This is a genomic window from Hafnia paralvei, assembly GCF_020150375.1.
Taxonomy (GTDB): domain Bacteria; phylum Pseudomonadota; class Gammaproteobacteria; order Enterobacterales; family Enterobacteriaceae; genus Hafnia; species Hafnia paralvei.
Genome location: NZ_CP083737.1, coordinates 1,282,799 through 1,302,442, shown reverse-complemented (window position 1 = coordinate 1,302,442; position 19,644 = coordinate 1,282,799). Strand labels below are relative to the sequence as shown.

Below are 19,644 nucleotides of genomic sequence, written 5' to 3'. Positions count from 1 at the left end.
TAGTAGACTTTAGAAGACGTTGAGAGAGGTTTAGATGGTACGCCCTACAGGATTCGAACCTGTGACCTACGGCTTAGAAGTTCATAGATCCACTTTATAAACCAGTAACTTACCGCACCACTCGGCGCTCACACGTCCCAATACACGGAAAGTTACGGTAACTGACTGAAGGCAACCTTTGGTCACCAGTCCCAAATCCGTCCCAGAGAATTACCGCAGGCCACTCATGGGTGATCTGCGATAGTGCTCTAAAAGAAAAACCCGCCGGAGCGGGTTGGTTGCACAAAATCAGTTGCAGTTAATAGGTCTTCCTACAAAGATTATATTACCAAATGGTTCACTTGTATTTTTGATGCGCAATACCTGATTATTTTTCAAGAACGCCCAGTACAATTGCTTCCCTGCGTATCCGCCATACGAGTTTTTAGCGTTAACATATACGCATGTTGAATACCCATAAACAAAATTCCTATTTTCAACCATCACCTCTTTGCGTGGATTGGTCATATCGTAAAATTTAGCCGATTCAGGATCCTTTAGTTGAGCTTTAATAGATGATTCAACAAGGTCCTTATAATTGCTAGGCATAGAGCCAACATCAGCAGATTCAAGATTTATGTTTTTCACCGCATTGGCAAACTCTGCATCTTTTCTCTTTGCATCAGCCATTTGCTGTGACTCACAGCCAGAGAGAATTAGCGTGGCAATGGCAATCCCAATAACCGCAATCTTATTCATATATCCCATTCCATAGACAAGCAACAAGTTGTCATATGGTAGCAGAGGTTGTAGGCAAGGTAATGCAAAAGCAACGTTCTTGGTGATTAGTAATTACCTATATTTCCACATTTTAGGTTTTGCACCTTTAGTGTAAAACCACACCTACACTTTTTGTGTAGGTGTGCCCAACATTTGACGCGGTATTCACTGTGGGCTATATTCTCGATGCACCTGCAAAATCAGGTGTCGGGATTTGCACCCCACCTAGAATTCTACCGCGACCAAATGACACGCCGCGAGCGTGTTTTTTTATGTCGTAGTGCCCCCGCATATCTGAACAATGGTGGGGCGTACGGGGGAGCCGAAAGGCTCGCCGGTCGGTAGATTCCGGTAGTGCAAACCCTGTACGTCTCACCACCATATGATTTGCACCTTACGGTGGTGATAAAAATAAAATCTACCACCGGAGGTCGTCATGACCACTCACATTTCTGCTGAAACCCTATCCCCAGTAACATATAAAAACACTCCTGTTATAACTACTGAGCTATTAGCAAAACTGTATGGCACTGACACCAATAACATCAAAGTAAATTACACTCGGAACGCCGATAGATTCATTTGTGGTAAACACTACTTCAAGCTGGAGGGCGCTGCTCTAAGGGAGTTTAAGGACAAGGTTACTCAAAGTAACTTAGTCGCATCCAGAGCTAAGCACCTAATACTTTGGACAGAACGCGGCGCAGCGAGACATGCAAAGATGCTGGAAACAGATCAGGCGTGGGAAGTGTTCGAGAAGCTGGAAGATTGCTATTTCAGCCAGAAAGCAAATAGCCAAGAAGTAGCCACAGTAAAACCACAAACTCACACGATCACCCTGTCAGACGAAGAATTCTGCTCCCTGTGTTACCTGTGGAGCACGGCAGACAAAATGCGAACCGATGCTAGGAAGCTATACCCCATACTGGTAGACCTTGGATCAAAGTATGCTGGTCGCTTTTACGATATTGGATGCGAGTTCAACTACACGCTAAACAATGCGCAGAAAGCTTTAGCGCGTGAATCTATGCATATTGAAAATCAGCAGCGTATCTCGCATAACTGGCAACGCATACTTCCATACATTAGGGATTTTAAGCACTAACCCCACCCGATGTAACCCTCATAAGTGAGGGTGACATGCGATCAATAGCTGATCAGAAGCTTCTCAAATGCTAAACTCTGCCATCACTTAAAATTACTCTTATTGACAAATGCTTAAGCTTTTTTCCAGATACATATCTGTGGGTGTTGTGAACACGGCCATTCATTGGATGGTTTTTGCCATAATTTTCTATGGTGTTAAGGATGATCAAGCCCTCAGCAACTTTGCTGCGTTCTGTGTTGCTGTGACCTTCTCTTTCTTCGCAAATGCACGCTTCACATTCAAAGCCCAAACAACAACCATGAGGTATATGCTTTACATTGGTTTTATGGGGGTGCTTAGTGTTGCCACCGGCTGGGCTTCGGAAACATGTGGTTTACCACCAATCTTTACTCTTGTTTCCTTCTCAGCGATTAGCCTAGTTTGCGGATTCTTCTATTCTAAGTTCATAGTTTTCCGGAGTGAAAAACAGTGAAAATCTCGTTGGTTGTTCCAGTCTTCAATGAAGAGGACACGATACCTATTTTTTATAAAGCAGTTCGTGAATATCACCCTCTAAAAGAATATGAGGTTGAGATTGTATTCATCAATGACGGTAGCAAAGACTCAACTGAAAATATTATTAATGCGCTAGCTATTTCCGATGAATTAGTTAAACCGTTAAGCTTCACTCGAAACTTTGGCAAAGAGCCCGCATTATTTGCTGGACTAGACCATGCCACTGGCGAAGCCGTCATCCCTATCGATGTTGACCTGCAAGACCCGATTGAGGTTATCCCCTTTCTGATTGAGAAGTGGAAAGATGGCGCAGATATGGTTCTAGCCAAGCGAACAGACCGATCTACTGACGGGCATCTGAAACGCAAGTCTGCTGAAATGTTCTACAAACTTCACAATAAAATCAGCACACCAAAAATCGAAGAGAATGTCGGCGACTTCCGCTTAATGTCGCGAGAAACAGTTGAGAATATTAAACAACTTCCAGAACGCAACCTATTCATGAAAGGTATCTTGTCATGGGTTGGCGGTAAAACTGAGGTCGTTGAATATTCACGTGCCGAGCGCTGCGCTGGTGAATCTAAATTTAATGGGTGGAAACTATGGAATCTAGCGCTTGAGGGAATAACTAGCTTCTCAACATTCCCACTTCGTATTTGGACGTACATAGGTCTTGGCGTTTCCGCCTTTGCTTTTCTATATGCAGCATGGATGGTAGTAGATAAGCTTATTTGGGGAAACCCTGTGCCCGGCTACCCATCATTAATGACTGCGATTCTTTTCCTTGGTGGCGTCCAACTCATTGGGATAGGTGTTCTTGGTGAGTACATTGGAAGAATTTACATTGAGACAAAACAAAGACCAAAATATCTCTTAAAGAGCTTAAAAAATGAAAAATAACATTAAGATTTACTTATTAAGCATATTCTTACTTGCGCTACCATTAATACTTGCAAATGTTTACTACAGCGATGATATGAGCAGAGCAATGAGCGGAGTAACTTATTGGGGTATTGATGGCCGGCCATTATCAGATAGATTAATGATTATCCTTAATTTTAACAATCATCTAACTGACTTGGCACCACTGCCTCTAATAATAGCATGTTTGCTATTATCTATTTCATTTTATCTATTTCATATTAAAGTTTTTAATTCAGAAAGGCATTATCTATTTTTACCATTATCATTTTTATTAAGTCCATTTTTAATTGAACCCCTATCATACAGATTTGATAGTTTAACCATATCGGCTTCGATATTTTTTGCCTTTTCATTTATTTGCATAAACTATAATAATAAGGCACTTTCATTTATTTTACACTCTGCCTTTATAACCATTGTATTTTCATTTTATCAAGCATCTATCAATATAGTATTAATATTAATTTCTATAGAGATGTTTGTAAAAATAAAAAACAATGAAACCCCAATAAACATAATACAATCAATAGCATTTCGAGTTATTGAAGTATTAGTTGGTGCTATTATATATATGAAATTTGTATTGCCGTTAACTCATGTTAATGACAACAGCCAAAACCATCCTGGGATTGCTACAAATATCATAGAGATCATTCACAAAAATTTCACTATTTATTATGATTTCTACACTAACAATTTAACCCCTGAATATGGAAGAGAGTTATTAATTGGTAGTTTCATTGTATCATTTGCACTTGCTATTAAATTATTTTTTGTATACTTTAAAAAAAACAAGTGTAAAGCTTCTGTTTTTTTGGCGTTAATGGTAGTGCTATCATTACCGTTGACTTTCATATCATCAATGATTTCATTACTTTTCCTTGAAACGCCTCTAACGACTTTTGCAAGGGTTTACATTGGTTTTAACGGTCTTTTTCTATTTGTCTTTACCATTTTATATCTGTCCATAAATAACACAAAAGCTGTTAATGTTATACTTTTAATATTTATTTTTTATATATTTACTCTATTCTACTCCTATGGAAATGCTTTACGAGCACAGGATGATAAAAATAAGTACGTCGCTGAAATAATTGGGTTAGCGTTAAAAAACACCCCCGAAAATAGTGTTAATGTTATGTTTGATGGTAGTTCTCCAAAATCCCCTATACTACTTAATTCACAATTAAATTATCCACTATTCAAAACAATAGTGCTCGACTACTTCTATAACTGGTACGGTTCTCATGTATACCTCAAGATTAGAGGTGTAAATCAAAAATATCCTGACTTTTCCAGTCAAAAAGTATCTATGTTTATGAAGAACTATTGTAAGTCAACATTGATTTATTCATCTAATGATATAAATATTTATCGTGATGATGATAATGTAATGGTGAGTTTTGATAATTCATTATGTAAATAAATTACACAATTAAATTAAGGCCGTTAACCATCAAAATGTTAACGGCTTTCTTATACCTAAATTAACTTAACATCAACATTTCCTGACGTTATAGGTTCCTCAAGAACAGATGCTATGAACCTTACTACTGTTACAGCTCCTGTCCCTCCATAAACATAGCCTTTAGTTAAATTTGGAGTTGTCGTTGAATCACGGCGAAAGTTTGATGAGTTAACAGTTATGTAGAGATTGAATGAATTTGTACCTTGGTTCTCAAATCTAAATATTGGAAATGAAATTGGTGGGTTTGAAGGGACAACTTGAAATTGACAACCATTTATTACCATTGTCCCATCATATATAGATGTAGCAGCCTGCACTACAGTTAGTCTCTCTCCTTTTACTCCCTCGCTACCACAACCATTCATAGTTATACCATGCGGATTATGGAAAAAATAAGCTCTAGATATCGTCTCTGATGTTCCTGTCATAGGGAATATAGAATCAGCAGTACAGCAATTCATTGTTGTATATTGCTGTGAATCAATTTCAAAGCCAATCTGATAGTTAACTACTCCTACCTGATCTAAAAGATTACTTGTTCCAGAAAGATTGTAGACTCCATTTCTTACTTTACCTAAATAGAATCCAATGAATTGTCCTATAGCTAGCCCTAAGAACCCACATCTTTCAAAAATATTTGAGAAGCAATCCTCTCCCCAAAATCCATAATAACCACATTCAACCCTAAGATCTCTTAAAAGGCTTGATGCCATATAAGGAGCATAGATACCATATGTTGGCTGATTGGTTCGGTCAGCAATTCCTTCTCGTTGTAAAGTTATTCCTTGAATCTCAATTCCATTTGCATAGTTGTCTCCATCAAGCCCGTCAACTACAAATGTCTTAGGAAGTAGAATCAATAGAGCATCTACAGATAGACCTGATATTATTATGTATGGGTTATTTGTTGTTTTAGATATAATTGTTTTATTCTGACCTTGCCCAATAATTCCAGACCATGTCTTTGCTACTGGACTCTGAGATGTTTGATACTTTCCTGCCATGAAATGAATTGGCGTGCTATGGTCATATCCATATGACATGGCCTTAGCTATTGCAGAAGCGTTATCGAAGCCATTTATAGGCTTTGCACCAAAAAACTCAACCCAAACATTACCTTCCACAATCCTCCGCCACGCCAACGCTCCAGTTGTCGGCACAATCACTATCCCACCATCATCAGCAATCGGTGAGGTGCTATTGTCGAAAGACTGGAAGTAACCACCGCCATAGTGCTTCTCTGTTGCTGTAGCGCTTGCCGCTGAAGCTACATAGACAATCTGCCCCGCCGCTGCCGGAACCTTTGATCTCAACTCAGACAGATTTAGGAATCGACCAACAAGGTTAAAGCCATCTTTATCATATAGGCCGGAGTTAGCTTGGTTTAACTCATCCAAAGCGCCTTTAACGGTAGTTTGACCATAACCCACCATCTCCGCACCACCTTCCGCAGCCAGCTCACCGCGCAAAGTAGAATCACCAACACTCAGCCACTTTCCAGCACCGATGCCACCGGTTGATTCTGGCGTTGAGTTGGCGGGAACGACTTTAGGCCCCGAGGAAAAAGAGCCAGTCCATTTGTAATATTCGTTATTCGCCTCGTTGAATAAAACTTCATTTGGTTTTGTTACTGTCGCGCCAGTAGTGAATGACACACCTGTAAGGGTGACATACCCAAACGAGTTCATTACCTGTTGGGCTAGGTAATTAATGCCTTCAATGGTGTAGTGTTTATTGCCAAAGCGATCGGTGTAAGTCCATCCTGAAGATGTTACGAACTCGTCAATTTTCCCAGCGTTAAATTTTAAGTCGCGTGGTGATTCACTTGGAACTGCATCTTGTGTCGGTGTAGTGGCCATAATTTTTCCATAAAAAAAACCAGCGCTATGGCTGGGCTATTGAAGGTAGATGTTGGTTAGACGTTATAGTCTGGGTTAGCGTCGAAATACTCGTCACACGTCAATGAAAACGTACCGTCAGAGTTGGGTTTCTTATCTGATACTCGCCAGCGCATAGCCTCCATTTCTTCCGTGGTGGCGATGACATAGCGAGATGGTGATTGAACGTTGTAGCCGTCGAAAATGTTGAGCGTGATATTCGGTACTGCTGCGGTGAATCCAAACTTGGTATCGGTACGTGGATAAGCTCTGATTTTGTCCGTAGAGTTGCCGATCGAGTCAGTCACCCTGACGTACATGTCGCCCGCAAAGTTAATCTGTTCGCTTGTATCAAAGTCATTTCCGTTCCGCGCAACAATATAGCCAGCTTGCTGGTTTGTGTCGTAAGTGTCAGCAACAACAATCATCTCGCCCGGTGAAACATATTCCCCATCGGCCAGTGTCTTCATGTTCATCTTCATGCGTGAGCTGACCAACCGGTTAACTTCCAGAAGCGCCCTATCCCTTGCTTGGTACTCGTTGCGGCAACCACTCAACGATATCTTGAGCGGCGATGATGCCGCTTGCTCAACAATTCCCGTGTCACTAATGCGGTACCGGATGTAGGTTTTCTTGTTTGTCTTCGGACTGACATACTCGATTTCTACACCGTCGTAGCCACCCGGCATCGTCATGTCGTAACTGATCTTGTACTCATCAGCGACGATGTTTGCTCTGTTGAATACAGCAGATGGAAACTCTTTGCGCTCATCCCGTGCGAAGGTCAGAACGCCGTCGTCCCAGTACGCGATCACCCTAGCCGCATTGCAGATGGTCTCTACACGGTTACCTAGTGAGATGTCTTCATCGTCAAACGTATAGTCGAAGTATCCCAACAACGGATCCGGCAATGACTGATAGATGCTGTACAACTCGTAAAGGTCTATCGTGTCTTCTGGTTGCTTACCTATGACCAGCCACTCATGCGCGACCGCATCAGCAAAGCTGCGCGACGGCCTGAGCGTATAGTCAACAGTGCGAGTATTGATGTCATAGCTGATTGTGTGACGTGTAACGAGTGCGTTGTATTTGCGATCACGTGAGCCGGTGGCCTGTTCAGTTGCGCGCACCGTGACTTTCACAAGAGTGTCATTTGGATAGGTCACATTCTTGCGTCGCGTGACTGAGTGTGCCTCGGCTATTTGCAGAAGATTACTATCAGAGCTGTTGTTGGTCTTTCGCAGTTGGAACGCATATCGTGCGTTGCCGTAAGGCGGAGTAAACTTGAATGTGCCGTATATGTAATCGGCGCGACTATCGCTAGCGTTGAAAACATAGCCAGAGTAGCTATAGGTTGGAGATATTATGTTGTTATCATCATCAACAGCCCAGTATTCAAGCAAAAAGTCAGCGCCCTCTCGCTTTCCAAGTTGAGCCTGCAGATGCACCCACAGCTCATCTCCCTCAATCGCCGCGAAGTATGGCCCAGAGATATTCCCCTTGTTTTCAGTCAGCGTGAATATCGTGTTATTGATTGTCGAACCCGCAGGAATCTCGACAGGACTGTTGATTGATGAAAGTTGGAAGGTGAAGTAGTTAACGGGGTCGATAACTGCGCCATCATCAGATTCAGTAGCGGAATCTAGAGACGCTGAAAACGTTACATCTTCAGTCACATCGCCGGACGCCAGATGGCGCGTAACATTAACGGTAACCTGCACTGGCAGCGGCTTTGGGATGTCAAAGAAATAGTCGAAATCTGGTGACTGAACGATTTTAACTGCCGCTGATGTGCCAGTTATCGTACCTGATACAACATCATTAGTGGTTGCGGTTGCTACTTGCTCGCTATTGTCTTCGTTCGGCCCCAGCACCTCCTGCCCGTCAACGTCATCAAACTCGAATCCCTGAATGATTTCTGGGATGACGGTGCCGGGCGGATAGAACTGGTAGCTAGCGCCAGCAATCGAACCCAGACTTGACTCTGAGTAGCGCACACTCTCAACCGTATATTGCCCGATCCCAAAATTCATCCATTCAGTAACGTACTTGATGTTGTCAGTAAACTCGAACATAGACTGCTGGATTAAGTCTGGGAATGAGCGAACCTGCCCATAAATATCAGGCCTAGCTTGATATGTGCGGGCGATATTTGTTTGACCGGTCAGCTTATTATTTGGGCTTTCTTTTGCGTTATTATCCGCAGACGTCGAGAATGAAGGTTTAGGCGCTAAGAACGAAAATACTTTGGTGACGAGTTTGAAGACCGGACTCAGGATATCGCTGACTATGCTGCGCGGCTGATTGAATATCTGGATGCGATGCAACTCTGTGAGTTCAAACGAAAGCTCGGTTTCCTCGTCTGCCAATACGCCATTGATGACGATTGCAATATCTCTATCAAACGCTTGCTGCACCAACCAATTATAAAAGTTAGAGCCGTTTGCCAGCTCAATTCTCTCCTTCGGCACCCCGGGCAAGTGCTGGATTTCTAGAAGTGCCATACGAATAAAACTCCACTTTAGTGAATACCTTTTCAATTACGCGCAGCTTATCGAGCCTAACCGAGCCATTGAGGCCGCGGCTATGTAATGCCATCCCACTGAGCACTAAACCTACGTGCTCCGCTCTACGCCCCATGTAGCCAACAAAAATGCCATCCTCTACGGGTACTTTCTCCCGTTGCCAAAACACCACCTCTTCTCTGTAGCAGGTCAGGAAATCACGGTTACTTTCATACCCAGCCTTGTGATGCACTTCTTTGCCGAGAACATGCCTGTAATACAGCGCGACAAGTCCCCAGCAGTCACAAGCCTCCATCGAACAGGCGCGGTTAGCCCACGGAACGCCGATCATCCGTTTGATAAAGTCAGATTTATTCATGGTTTATCCGATTTCGAGACCGGGCCAATCGGCTGGGTCATACAGCAACGCCACGTTAGTATTGAGCGGATTTGTCATTGATAAAGAGACGTTGACGTTATCAGCATCAAGGGAGCAGTCTTTGACGTACAACTGCCACTCCTTGATCGCTATTGTCATGTCTTTAGAGTCAAACAGCCGATAGGTAACGGTGATCGGTTCAATGCGACTATACGAACGCCAGACCTTCAACTGTTGCTTAAAGTCCTGCGCCAAACGACTGAACTTAATCGTTGAATCGATGATTGGTGTGCTGCTTTGCTGACTTTCCGAAAGCTCAAATCGGCATGGCTTATACTCCACGCCGCCGAGCGTTTTCGGGAAGACTTGGTTGTTGACTAGATAGAAGCTGCCAAAAGACACATGATGAAACTCAATAGCCTCATAAATTATCCGGTTCGGGCGCTGGGCCCGATACTCTCGCAGTGTTGGCATTATTACACCCTCGGTAGTGATTCCGGATCGCGGTCATCAGGATAGCCAGTGACGATAATATCCAGCCAGCTATCCCACGGCGGTGGCAGCTCAACAATGATGTCGTCAAACTCATCATCAGCGTTATTCAGCTTCCGGCAGATGACATTCCCCGACCATGTGAAAATATTTCCCGTCTGGTTCCATGTTGGCCATGCCGTGAAATGCAGCTCCTGAACCTCAATGCCAGTGTCTCCGGTACCGTTGTTAAGGCGCATAGAGAACCACTGGTTACAGTTATCGAGATAGTTTGGACTGCGCAGCCACTGCATGAATGCGCGGTGTTGTGTGAACGTGAATATCCACTTGAGAGAGAACGACGTTTTTAAATCGTCGGTTAATTTCTGGAAGATTGGCGCACCGACAAGAGGCTGATCTGTTCTGAATCCGGTATCCGTCGCCGGACTTTTGTCAGACTTCTGCGCCAGTGGCAGCCAATCTGGGTATGGAATAGCCATCTTAGCCCCCTGATGCGCGTGGTGTTGCTGTGGTGTTACGTGCTATGGCGGAAAGCATAGGCCCCTTCTGGTCCATGTCCGTGATGAAAGCTTGAATGGTGAGATTGTTTCCATCCTGTGAGGTTTGAGCATCGAATGAGTGGCTTCCAGATGTGTAATCGTTGAATACGACTGATACCTGAATGTTGCCGCCTCCACCGGTCTGTAGGTCAGCATTGCTAATCACTTTCCCGCCGTCACCGGGGATCATGTAGTTCTTGCCGCCTGATTGCAGGAGCTCTGGTGCTCCACCTTCGCCCACGCGATACATAGAGCCTGCTGATACTGGGCCACCATTTTTACAAGCTCCGGCCAACGCCAGACCCTGAGCTATCCCCATCGTTGATGTAATGCCTGCAGCGGCTGGAGCTGCGTTTGCACCGAATGATGCTAGTGATGCTAACGCTGCTGGTGCGGCCCAAGCTGAAGCCAGTGCTGCGGCCTGACCAACACCAGCAGCTACAGCAGCCGCGCCCATCGTCTGACCAATAATGAAGTTTTTAAGCGCTTCAACACCGACCTGAACCAGCGAGTTGATAACGCTATTCAGTATCGTGCTACCAAGCGAGCGCATAGCGTCAGAGACTGACATTGTTCCTGTGAGAAGCCCTGTGATTGCGTTTGATGCATTACCAGCAAAGGCATCTACGGCGCTGGTCAACATGTCATAGCCCAATCCTTGCTGACTCAGCAACTGCCACTGCGCTGCCGTTCTTTGAGCTTCATACTCAGTGTTAGCAGCATTCATCAGCGCCAGTCCCTGCTCCTCTGTGATTACACGCTGAGCTGTGTACTCTTTAATAAGAGCAAGCTTTTGCGCATTCTCATTTGCGAGCTGCTGCACCGGATCAACCTGTCCGGCGAGTTGCTGCTGAGGTGTGACTACCGCTTGAGAGCTGGCATCGGCAATCGCCTTGGAGTAATCCGCAGCAATTTGAGCGCGGCGTTGTTGAGATTGCTCAAACGTGACGTCACCGGCTTTAAGCTGCCGATCAAGTTGAGCATTATCCAAGTCACGCTGTTGTTTGGCTTTTGCTGCCGAGTCAGCATCTATAGCGGCTTTCTTATCTGCTGCTTGCTGCTGAATATCGAATATTTGTCCTGCTTGCTGTTGAGCTTGCTGGATTTGAGCCTGAGTAGCTCCGGCGCCAAGTTCCTGAACTGCTGCTAATTGCGCAGCCTCCCTGTTCAATCCCTTCGACTTCAATGCTGCAACTTCTATCTCACTGGAGAGGTCTTGAAGTGTTTTGACTCTTTTCTTCTCGGCCTGCTCTGCTTGAGATTCTGCTTTAGCAGTATTCTTCGTTGTCTGCCCTCTCTCAGACTCTGCTTTTTCCAGATCGTATTGTTTTCCTGCAAGATCGCCTGCGGTGTTAACCTGATTAACGTTGCCACCTCGGCTCTCTGCTTCCATTCTTGCCTTGGTTACTGCCCTAAGTCTTTTATCCGTAATCGATAGCAACTCATTTTGCTGTTCTAGCTGAGAATTAAATTTATCAGCCTCTTTGCTTACGGGGATTTGAATACTTGATGAATTGAATTTATCTTTAGCTCGGCTAGCGAAATCTAAAGAATTACCCAAATGATTCATCATTCCCGCAGCAATACCGGCCTCTTCGCCGTCTCGCTTTAGAAGCTCAATGCCGCTTTGAAGTGTCCCATTTAATTGAGCGCGCAGAATGCCTGTTTTACTGATGGTCTGACTTAGTTTTGTTTCTGCGGCATCCACCTTACCGGCTTGAATATCGATATCGCGCTGAATACTTGCGTAATCCTCTGCAACCGACTCTGCACCTCGGATATTGGCAGCTTGTTCAATGAAAGCCTTCTTCTGTTGGAGGTTGTCCATTTCAGCTTGCAAATCAACGATGGCATCCTTCTGGTTGATAATCGATGTTTCTGCCTTTGCTATCTCGGCAGCTAGCTGAGTGCTGTTCATCTCCTTCATTTTTGAAATGACCGAGTCGAGAGAATCGGCGAACGCAATGCTCTCTTGCTTGGCTTGTTGTGCCTGCTGGTAATAATAGAAAATAGCCGCCCCAGCTAGCATGGCAAACCCTGCCGGCCCACCAATTAGCCCAAGAACACCTTTCACAAGAGAGACTGCACTTGCATAAGTTCTAGTGGCTACTGATGCTTGCGTTGTTGCCGCGGCCAACCTAGTTTTAGCAGCAGCCTCTGCATTGTCAGCAGCAATGATTTTTGATTGGATTGCTGCATATTCTTGCTGGTAACTAACATTCAGTCCGAGCTGGCGATTAACTGCAGATTGTGTTGCTAATGCTCTAGCCTTAGCTTGTTCCGAGGCTTTTATAGCCTGAGCGTTAGCTATTTCAGCTTGAGCGGAAGCCATAACAGCTTTTGCGGCTTTGTATTCTTGAACCTGCTGATTAACGGTAGCGGCGGCGTCAGTAACTTTTGCCTTAGTGGCCAAGTAAAGAGCACCAACGTAGCGAGAGCCCATAACGCCTGCCGCGATAGTTAACGCGCCTGACAAAACATCTATATTCTGACTTAACGTAATTACGACATCATTGAATATAGACACACCAGTTTTTACTGAAGATGACTCCCCAAAAAACTTGGTGATATTGTTTCCTGCGACCTGAAGAGCCTGAGAGATAGTCGTTGTTGTTTGTGCAAATTCGCTACCAATTTTATTGCCCTGAGACAGTAAGCCATTAACAACAACATCAGTGGTTAATTTGCCCTGAGCAGCTAGACTACGCATCTCACCGGTTGTAACGCCTAAAGAATCCGCTAAAGCAACTATTAGCCTATTGCCTTGCTCGTTAACAGAGTTGAACTCTTCTCCGCGTAATGCGCCGGAGGCTAAGCCCTGAGATAACTGAATAATTGCGTTTTCAGCCTCTTGTGCTGTTGCGCCTGAAACAACAAATCCCTGATTTATGATTGTGGTTAACTTAGCAAGATCGCCCGCACTGGTTCCATATTCTCGGGTCGCCCTTTCTAGCCTTGCATACAGTGATGCAGTCGCATCAAGGCTAGACCTCGTAGCTTGAGTTATGTTGAATACTCGCTCAGTGACCCCTACGAGGCTTTCCCCTGCTCTAACTGAGTTAGCTAGTTTGTTATTTAAGGACGTCCATGCATCTGCATATTGAGCCACTGCTGAAACTGAAAGTGCGGCAGTTAATGCGCCAGCTATCTTTGTAAGCGACGCGAATGATTTACTTGTGTTGTCTACCGTCTTGCCAGTCTTCTCAAACTGGCTGTTCATCTTATCCAGGCGATCGTTAACTTTCTGTTGCTCGCTAATGAGCTTTGCAACATCCATTTGTACGGTGTAGACGATATTCCCGACTTCCTGCTCGCTTGCCATTACGATCTCCAGACATAAAAAAACCTGCCGGAGCAGGTTGTGACATTAATCGGCCTTAGCCGGTAACTTCTTAGACTTGACCAGCCTTCTGCGACCAGAGAGCAATTCAGCCGTTCGTTTATCATCCGCGTCGATCACCGCGTCATACTCTTCCTTCGTGAATCCTTTCTCTTCTGGGTATTTAGCTTTAAGCATGAGCTGGAACTCTGTCATGGTTAGCTGTTCAGCTTCGCTTCTAGGCATGTTGAAATGAGCCCGCGCCGCGTTTATATAATCGACCACTCGAAACTCTGAGGAATACTCATCTTTGCTTTCATGCTTTTGTAGCTTTCTAAGCTTGGCCTTACCGATAACACCATGCTCGATTAGCTCACGCGCAATGATGATTATCTCCCCGACCCCCATCTTACCTTTGCGGTAGACGACACCTTTTTTACCTGGTCTCCACTCTCCAATCAGCGAGGTTAAATCATCATCACAGCACGCCTGCATTATGCTCATTGCTGTAGCCAAGACGGGGCGGCCATATACGGGAGTCTTGATTGTTTTTAACAGCCATTCAGGGACCTTTCCCCATGCATCAGAGGCTTGCGAGATTAGCCTAAAAACCTCAAATCCATTCATGGTTGCGTGTGCAGCGACTATTTCAGACGGAGATCCGATTCTTGTCATAGCAACGAGAGAAGGCCGAAAGAAATAGTCTCTCTCACGGTCTGAGATAAGCATTTCGCCAATGTCGGTGATCGGGGTCATGTGAATTCCTTGTGAGCAGTATCGAGGGCATCACCGATACCCTCTGTAGTGCTTACTAAGCAGTTACTGTTGCAGCGTAAACCGCAGACTTTGCGCCGTCGGTTGTGGTGACAGTGATGTTTGCCGTACCAGCCGCCACGCCAGTTACCGTTACCGTGGTGCCAGACAGTGTTGCCGTCGCCTTTGATGGAGCTGATGACGTTACCGTGTAGGCTTTGTTGGTTGCGCCAGCAGGGGCTACATCTACCGTAAATGTGGTCGTTGCGCCAACGGCAACACTTCCACTGGTCGGAGTGACAGTTACACCCGTAACAGGAACTTCCTCTTCCAGATATTCGACAGTATCAGCGTCAGCCACCTTGAACTCGCCGGAGTAAGTTGCGATGTCAGATGCCCCGAACTCGCCAGACCATGAAGTCGCAGCCATATAGCCTTGGAGAACTACAGCATCTTCACCGGTGAAATCAAACTGAACCCAGTAAGTAGGCTGGCGGCCAGATTTGGTTTCTGCCAATAGCTCTTTGGATAGTTTGATTGGGCCAAAGTCAGTTGGCTTATCGCGCTTACGCCACTCACCATCAAAGCTGATCGTCAGGTCCATGTTAGTAACAAGGTTCTCAACCAGACCTTTGGTGTCATCAGCCTCAGAAGTAACAGTGTTCATTGAATAGTCGATTGACTTGGTAGTCAGAGCGCCCATACGCACGAACTCTGATTGTTCTGGGACTGTATCTGGGCAGCCTTCGGCAAGACGCAGAATAGCGACGCGGCCAATTAACTTCCCGTAATCATTCTGGCAATCTGCCATGGTGACTTACCTCTTTTGTTGGAAATAAAAAAGGCCGCCATAAGGCAGCCTGTTAGTTTTGAATGTTGTTATGCAGTGCAGCGGAATAGAAGCCTGATTACCGTTCTTCCCTCTTCCGTAGGTATTGGCGTTTGCATCCCGCCTAGATTGAAGACTGAATTTAGGCAAGAGTCCTCAGGGTTATCTGTCACATGATCTAGAATGTCCTGTGCACGCTGAACTACAGTCTGAGCGTCATTCTTAGCGCTAACGAGAACAACCTGAACATTATCATCAGCACTCAGGTCTTTAACACGTGGGGTGCCGCCATTTGGCTGAAATACAATGTATTTCATGTTCCCAGAGTCACTCTTCTGCTCTACCCACTGCACCATCTGCACTTTGTATCCGTCAACTAGCCCAGCTCCCTCTAGCCACTCACGAAACTTAATGAATACTGGCGTACTCATAGGCTCATCTCCTCAGCAACTGCCCTATCGATTTGCCCCTTGGAATCATCAGCACCAAGTTTAAGAAATTCTTTTTTAGCGGTAGAGCGCCTGAAGTTCTGCTTCACGTTCGGGTCGTGAACATACACCGCGTAGTTAGCAGAATAACCAACTCGACCAGTAATGATTTTATTGCCTGATTTCACTTCTCTGAACTGTGAATTTATGAGGGTCGATGTGTCGATCGGAGTATAGATAGATGCCTGAGTCCCTATGATAAACAGGACCCGATATGTAGCCCTTACAGCCTTTTTCCCGACTACGTCATCAATCAAATGGTCAAAGTTAGCTTTAGCCTGTTTAAGCCCCTTCACCTTAACGCCCATATCAGACTCCGGTTATCAATGCATAATCATCAGCAACGCGATCAAATGTATCCGCATAGCGAATGATGCGCTTAATCTCATCGGCACCGGCGTCGATGGGGTTGGCCTCGGTCGATACTCCGATCAGCAGGTAGTCACCCTCTTTGGCTTCAGCGTACTCAGTCCAGACGGTATCTTTCACCACGAACTCACGGCCAACATCAGCGTTACCGCGCTTAGAGTCGCCGCCATAGTCGCATGCAATAGTGATAGGTGCTGAGAATGATGGCTTATTCCATTCATCAGTACCGAGGCTTCGCCAGATTGTGGCCTCTGCTGTATAGCTCCAGTTGGCTGTCGCTGACAATGCTCACTCCTTTGGCGCTTTAACGCGCTCAATTTCAAACCACTCAATACATTGGGCGTTAACCTGCTTTCCTTTACCAACCGGTACGAATAGCCCGATCGTGTCACCACACTCAAGCTTAAGGTATCGCTCAATCACCATGGATGAGGTAATAGTTTCACTGAAAACGCGCATATCACCATCAACTCGGTACATCACAGTGACATTCAGTGCAACAAGTAACCCCATAACGCATACGCTCATCACAAACTCCAATTGATAAAGCCATTGACACATTAACCGTACCACTCATGCGATAGCCTTCATCATGGTGTTTAGTGTGTCTTGCTGGCATTAAGTAGCCGTTTAGTGACTCACCCATAACGTATTGAGAGTCATATTTTAAGAGGCCGCCAGTTCTTGTCATTCTCGCCACCTCTCGACCTTCGCTCCGCTATCACGAATGCGCTTGCAGTTAATCACCCACTCACCTGAGCTATTCACATAACCTGTGGTTTCCCGCCCGGTATCCGTTTTCACCCAGACTCGAGCGAATGGCTTCGGCAGGCTTTCGGTTATGAGCTTCCACATCAGCCACCGCCAACAACCTTGAAGCCGGTTAACTTTTTGTCATCGTCATAAACAGCAGCGGCATAACCTGTACCAGGCTTAGCCATTGCATTCATGAATCCAACAACGCCCATATTAATAACACCTTCACGCGACCGTGAGCAGACAAATGGCACGTCATCACCCGCAAGTGCTTCGCTGCACTCCACGCGATGTGCAACTAACTTGGCTGCTGCATCGGCATCGAGAATGAATAGCTTATTCAGTAGATCTGCAATTTCTTTGGCTTCTATCATTACTTGCTCCCACACATACAGCCACCCTTACCAATCCAGATGCCAGCATAAGCTGATACGGTTGGATCAGGAGGAAGAACACCGTTGGTGCAACCAAACTTATCAAGCCCAGTGAGAAGCGATAGCGAGCCTTTCCAGCGGTCAGCGAATGACTGATATCTGAAAGAACGAGATGCACCGCTTGGCGCTGTCTGAGAGCTAATGTATTTATCCCCCTGAGCAAGCCCCATCAGCCCAATCAAATACAACTGAATCAGCAGAGCCGTAGATGCTGGATAGTGGGAGTCTAAGCAGTCTTGAATGCTGTTAGCTTGATCAACAAGCGCTTGTAGGATGAAGTCTGGAAGTGTAATCCCGACCGAATCCAAATACTCTTTGGCTTGTTCGATGGTTACCATGTTGGCTCCAGAATGAAAAAGCCCCGCAGATGCAGGGCATAAAAAAACCGCTTTCGCGGCGTTTAGTCTTCTTTGGCCTTTTTGCCCTTGCCTGATGTTGCCTCAGGCGTTGCTGGGGTTAATTCCCCGCCAGCTTCACCGCGCATCATTCTGACATTTGACTTCAATGCTGGGTGTAACTTATCTAGCTCGACTACGTCACCAACATTCACGCCATACCAAGGGCGAATCACTTCATACTTAGCCATGATTACCCCTTATGCCAGATTAGCGCCGTAGACTACGCCAGAAAGACCTTGATCATCTGCGGTAATTTGCAGACCTTCTGCGGACATGATCTGGAAGTTGTAGTTAACGTTTGGAAGCGGACGCGGCAGAGGAACTACCCCCTGAGCCATGCCTACCAGCGGAGAAATCACGTCGCCGCGACGTTGGTATGCAATAAACTCGTTGCCAGATAACGCAAAGGTTGGTCGTACTTCTTTCACTGGTGCAAACGGCAAAATAGCTTGCAAAACAGTACCAGTAATGACGCCATTCACTACATATGGTTGTGCGTAGTTAGCCCAAATTTCAGGACTAACCCACTGGATATCATACTGAGCAACTTTGTTTTTGCGAGCAGTTGAACCAAATGCCCCATTTCCATAGAACTCAATCAGTTGGTCCTGAGTTGCTGATGTTAGGTCGATATTGGCACCACCAGAACCAGAACCGAGATTAATTTTCTGCGTATGGCGGTGGTTCTTCATGCCCTGCGCTGGGTATCCCTGCACCTGAATGTTTGCATCACCAGAAAGATAATAGGCAACACGGCGTTTATTAACTTTGCGAAGCTTGGCCTGCTGTGAGTCAAGAACCAGATCAATGCCTACCGAGTTCATGCCAGCCGCATGACGCCAGTTCACACCATAACCGGCAGTGAACACAGGGATCGGGTCGCCGTCACTGTTATATTCTGTATGGTCGAAGGAGAACGGAGCTTGACCATCAATACTAACTGACACGTCATCAGCAATTTCACCGACCATATTGTAAAGCTTCGCAGTTTTACCAACCGGTAAGATTGTCTGAACGCCCATTAGGTCGTTGATGATCTCCATACCATCTTCTTGGTCACGCATTTGCAGAATCTGGTTATCAATTTCAGCCCAGAACTCTCGGGCAAAACCGCTTACCGCATTGCATGCCAGCATCTCAGGAGTCATTACCGAGCGGTTAGCTGCAATCATTCCTTTCTGCTGCTGGTTCCAGATGTTTCGGTTAGCCCAAAGCTCATTCCAATGACCACCAAGACGGCTGTTTGCAGCCAGTGTCTCTTTAGAGAAATACATATTCTTTTATCCTTATTAAGGCGCAGGCGCAGCTGCAACAGTGCCAACGCGCATACGAACGCGAATGAAATCAGTAGAGCTTGCAGCAATAGTTGCTTCATCTTGGCTGTAGCCGATCACTGAATCAGTGTCAGCGGTTGCCAGAGTAAATTGACCATTAGAGCCAAGCTTGATCGGAGAGTCTTTTTTATAGGCTCCTGCAACACACAGGAGTGCAAGTTCGCGGACTTCTTCTACGTAGTTTCCTACGGCAGAATCACCTGATGGGACAGCATCACGAATGCCTAAACCTTGGTGATAGGCGCAGTCGATAATGTAGATTCGACCGGTTAAAGCTGTTGCCTGAGCAAACTTACCAGAGCTATTGATAATTGCAGCGGTACCCGGCAATAATGCCGCGGCAGTGGTTCGTGTCTCGGTTTTGTACAGAGACTTGCCGTCAATGTTTACACGGCGATAGCGAGAAGCCATTTGAATCC

Annotated in this window: 23 protein-coding genes; 4 read left to right on the top strand and 19 right to left on the bottom strand. The window is 45.6% G+C overall.

What is annotated here, in order from left to right; genetic code table 11:
* Positions 1–288 precede the first annotated feature (288 nt).
* Positions 289–738, bottom strand: coding sequence for a hypothetical protein (locus K9N75_RS06080; RefSeq protein WP_035504276.1), 450 nt, complete (start codon positions 736–738; stop codon positions 289–291).
* Between the two features lie 457 nt (positions 739–1,195).
* Between K9N75_RS06080 and K9N75_RS06075 the strand changes: the two genes are divergently transcribed.
* The 4 genes from K9N75_RS06075 (at position 1,196) to K9N75_RS06060 (ending at position 4,712) form a co-directional block, all read left to right on the top strand.
* Positions 1,196–1,864 (top strand): P22AR C-terminal domain-containing protein, encoded by a 669-nt coding sequence (locus tag K9N75_RS06075; protein WP_224452360.1) that lies wholly within the window; start codon positions 1,196–1,198, stop codon positions 1,862–1,864.
* A 109-nt stretch (positions 1,865–1,973) separates the two neighbouring features.
* A complete protein-coding gene (locus K9N75_RS06070) occupies positions 1,974–2,339 on the top strand; it encodes a GtrA family protein (RefSeq protein WP_224452359.1) in 366 nt (121 codons plus the stop codon).
* Positions 2,336–3,262, top strand: coding sequence for a glycosyltransferase family 2 protein (locus K9N75_RS06065; RefSeq protein WP_224452358.1), 927 nt, complete (start codon positions 2,336–2,338; stop codon positions 3,260–3,262). The genes K9N75_RS06070 and K9N75_RS06065 overlap by 4 nt, the downstream gene beginning before the upstream one ends.
* Positions 3,252–4,712, top strand: coding sequence for a glucosyltransferase domain-containing protein (locus K9N75_RS06060; protein ID WP_224452357.1), 1,461 nt, complete (start codon positions 3,252–3,254; stop codon positions 4,710–4,712). The genes K9N75_RS06065 and K9N75_RS06060 overlap by 11 nt, the downstream gene beginning before the upstream one ends.
* Positions 4,713–4,768: 56 nt before the next feature.
* Here K9N75_RS06060 and K9N75_RS06055 read toward each other — a convergent pair whose 3' ends face one another.
* The 18 genes from K9N75_RS06055 to K9N75_RS05970 form a co-directional block, all read right to left on the bottom strand.
* Complete coding sequence (locus tag K9N75_RS06055) at positions 4,769–6,613, bottom strand: tail fiber/spike domain-containing protein (protein ID WP_224452356.1); 1,845 nt, start codon at positions 6,611–6,613, stop codon at positions 4,769–4,771.
* Positions 6,614–6,669: 56 nt separating this feature from the next.
* A complete protein-coding gene (locus tag K9N75_RS06050) occupies positions 6,670–9,135 on the bottom strand; it encodes a host specificity factor TipJ family phage tail protein (protein WP_224452355.1) in 2,466 nt (821 codons plus the stop codon).
* A complete protein-coding gene (locus K9N75_RS06045; protein ID WP_224452354.1) occupies positions 9,083–9,514 on the bottom strand; it encodes an NlpC/P60 family protein in 432 nt (143 codons plus the stop codon). Before K9N75_RS06045 ends, K9N75_RS06050 begins: the two co-directional genes overlap by 53 nt.
* A 3-nt stretch (positions 9,515–9,517) precedes the next feature.
* A complete protein-coding gene (locus K9N75_RS06040; RefSeq protein ID WP_224452353.1) occupies positions 9,518–9,988 on the bottom strand; it encodes a DUF1833 family protein in 471 nt (156 codons plus the stop codon).
* 2 nt (positions 9,989–9,990) lie between these two features.
* Positions 9,991–10,485: a hypothetical protein gene (locus K9N75_RS06035; protein ID WP_224452352.1), complete on the bottom strand. Its 495-nt coding sequence runs from the start codon at positions 10,483–10,485 to the stop codon at positions 9,991–9,993.
* Position 10,486: 1 nt separating this feature from the next.
* On the bottom strand, positions 10,487–13,867 hold the full coding sequence (locus tag K9N75_RS06030; protein WP_224452351.1) for a tape measure protein: 3,381 nt from the start codon (positions 13,865–13,867) through the stop codon (positions 10,487–10,489).
* 45 nt (positions 13,868–13,912) lie between these two features.
* Positions 13,913–14,620 (bottom strand): DUF6246 family protein, encoded by a 708-nt coding sequence (locus K9N75_RS06025; RefSeq protein ID WP_224452350.1) that lies wholly within the window; start codon positions 14,618–14,620, stop codon positions 13,913–13,915.
* Between the two features lie 55 nt (positions 14,621–14,675).
* Complete coding sequence (locus K9N75_RS06020) at positions 14,676–15,428, bottom strand: Ig-like domain-containing protein (protein WP_061553716.1); 753 nt, start codon at positions 15,426–15,428, stop codon at positions 14,676–14,678.
* Positions 15,429–15,496: 68 nt separating this feature from the next.
* Positions 15,497–15,877: a phage tail termination protein gene (locus K9N75_RS06015; protein WP_224452349.1), complete on the bottom strand. Its 381-nt coding sequence runs from the start codon at positions 15,875–15,877 to the stop codon at positions 15,497–15,499.
* A complete protein-coding gene (locus K9N75_RS06010) occupies positions 15,874–16,242 on the bottom strand; it encodes an HK97 gp10 family phage protein (RefSeq protein WP_224452348.1) in 369 nt (122 codons plus the stop codon). The genes K9N75_RS06015 and K9N75_RS06010 overlap by 4 nt, the downstream gene beginning before the upstream one ends.
* 1 nt (position 16,243) lies before the next feature.
* The gene (locus tag K9N75_RS06005; RefSeq protein ID WP_224452347.1) at positions 16,244–16,588 is read right to left on the bottom strand and encodes a hypothetical protein; all 345 of its coding nucleotides are present in this window, start codon (positions 16,586–16,588) and stop codon (positions 16,244–16,246) included.
* 3 nt (positions 16,589–16,591) lie between these two features.
* Positions 16,592–16,831 carry a hypothetical protein gene (locus K9N75_RS06000; protein WP_224452346.1) on the bottom strand — a complete coding sequence of 80 codons (240 nt, stop codon included), beginning with the start codon at positions 16,829–16,831 and terminating at the stop codon, positions 16,592–16,594.
* A 159-nt stretch (positions 16,832–16,990) separates the two neighbouring features.
* Positions 16,991–17,158, bottom strand: a complete 168-nt coding sequence (locus K9N75_RS05995) for a hypothetical protein (RefSeq protein ID WP_224452345.1) — start codon at positions 17,156–17,158, stop codon at positions 16,991–16,993.
* On the bottom strand, positions 17,158–17,433 hold the full coding sequence (locus K9N75_RS05990) for a hypothetical protein (protein ID WP_130994434.1): 276 nt from the start codon (positions 17,431–17,433) through the stop codon (positions 17,158–17,160). Before K9N75_RS05990 ends, K9N75_RS05995 begins: the two co-directional genes overlap by 1 nt.
* Positions 17,433–17,831, bottom strand: coding sequence for a DUF7370 family protein (locus K9N75_RS05985; protein WP_130994435.1), 399 nt, complete (start codon positions 17,829–17,831; stop codon positions 17,433–17,435). The genes K9N75_RS05990 and K9N75_RS05985 overlap by 1 nt, the downstream gene beginning before the upstream one ends.
* Before the next feature lie 62 nt (positions 17,832–17,893).
* The gene (locus tag K9N75_RS05980; protein ID WP_224452344.1) at positions 17,894–18,079 is read right to left on the bottom strand and encodes a glycoprotein; all 186 of its coding nucleotides are present in this window, start codon (positions 18,077–18,079) and stop codon (positions 17,894–17,896) included.
* Between the two features lie 9 nt (positions 18,080–18,088).
* Positions 18,089–19,165 (bottom strand): major capsid protein, encoded by a 1,077-nt coding sequence (locus tag K9N75_RS05975; RefSeq protein WP_224452343.1) that lies wholly within the window; start codon positions 19,163–19,165, stop codon positions 18,089–18,091.
* 15 nt (positions 19,166–19,180) lie between these two features.
* On the bottom strand, positions 19,181–19,636 hold the full coding sequence (locus tag K9N75_RS05970; RefSeq protein WP_224452342.1) for a gp53 minor capsid family protein: 456 nt from the start codon (positions 19,634–19,636) through the stop codon (positions 19,181–19,183).
* Positions 19,637–19,644: the final 8 nt, after the last annotated feature.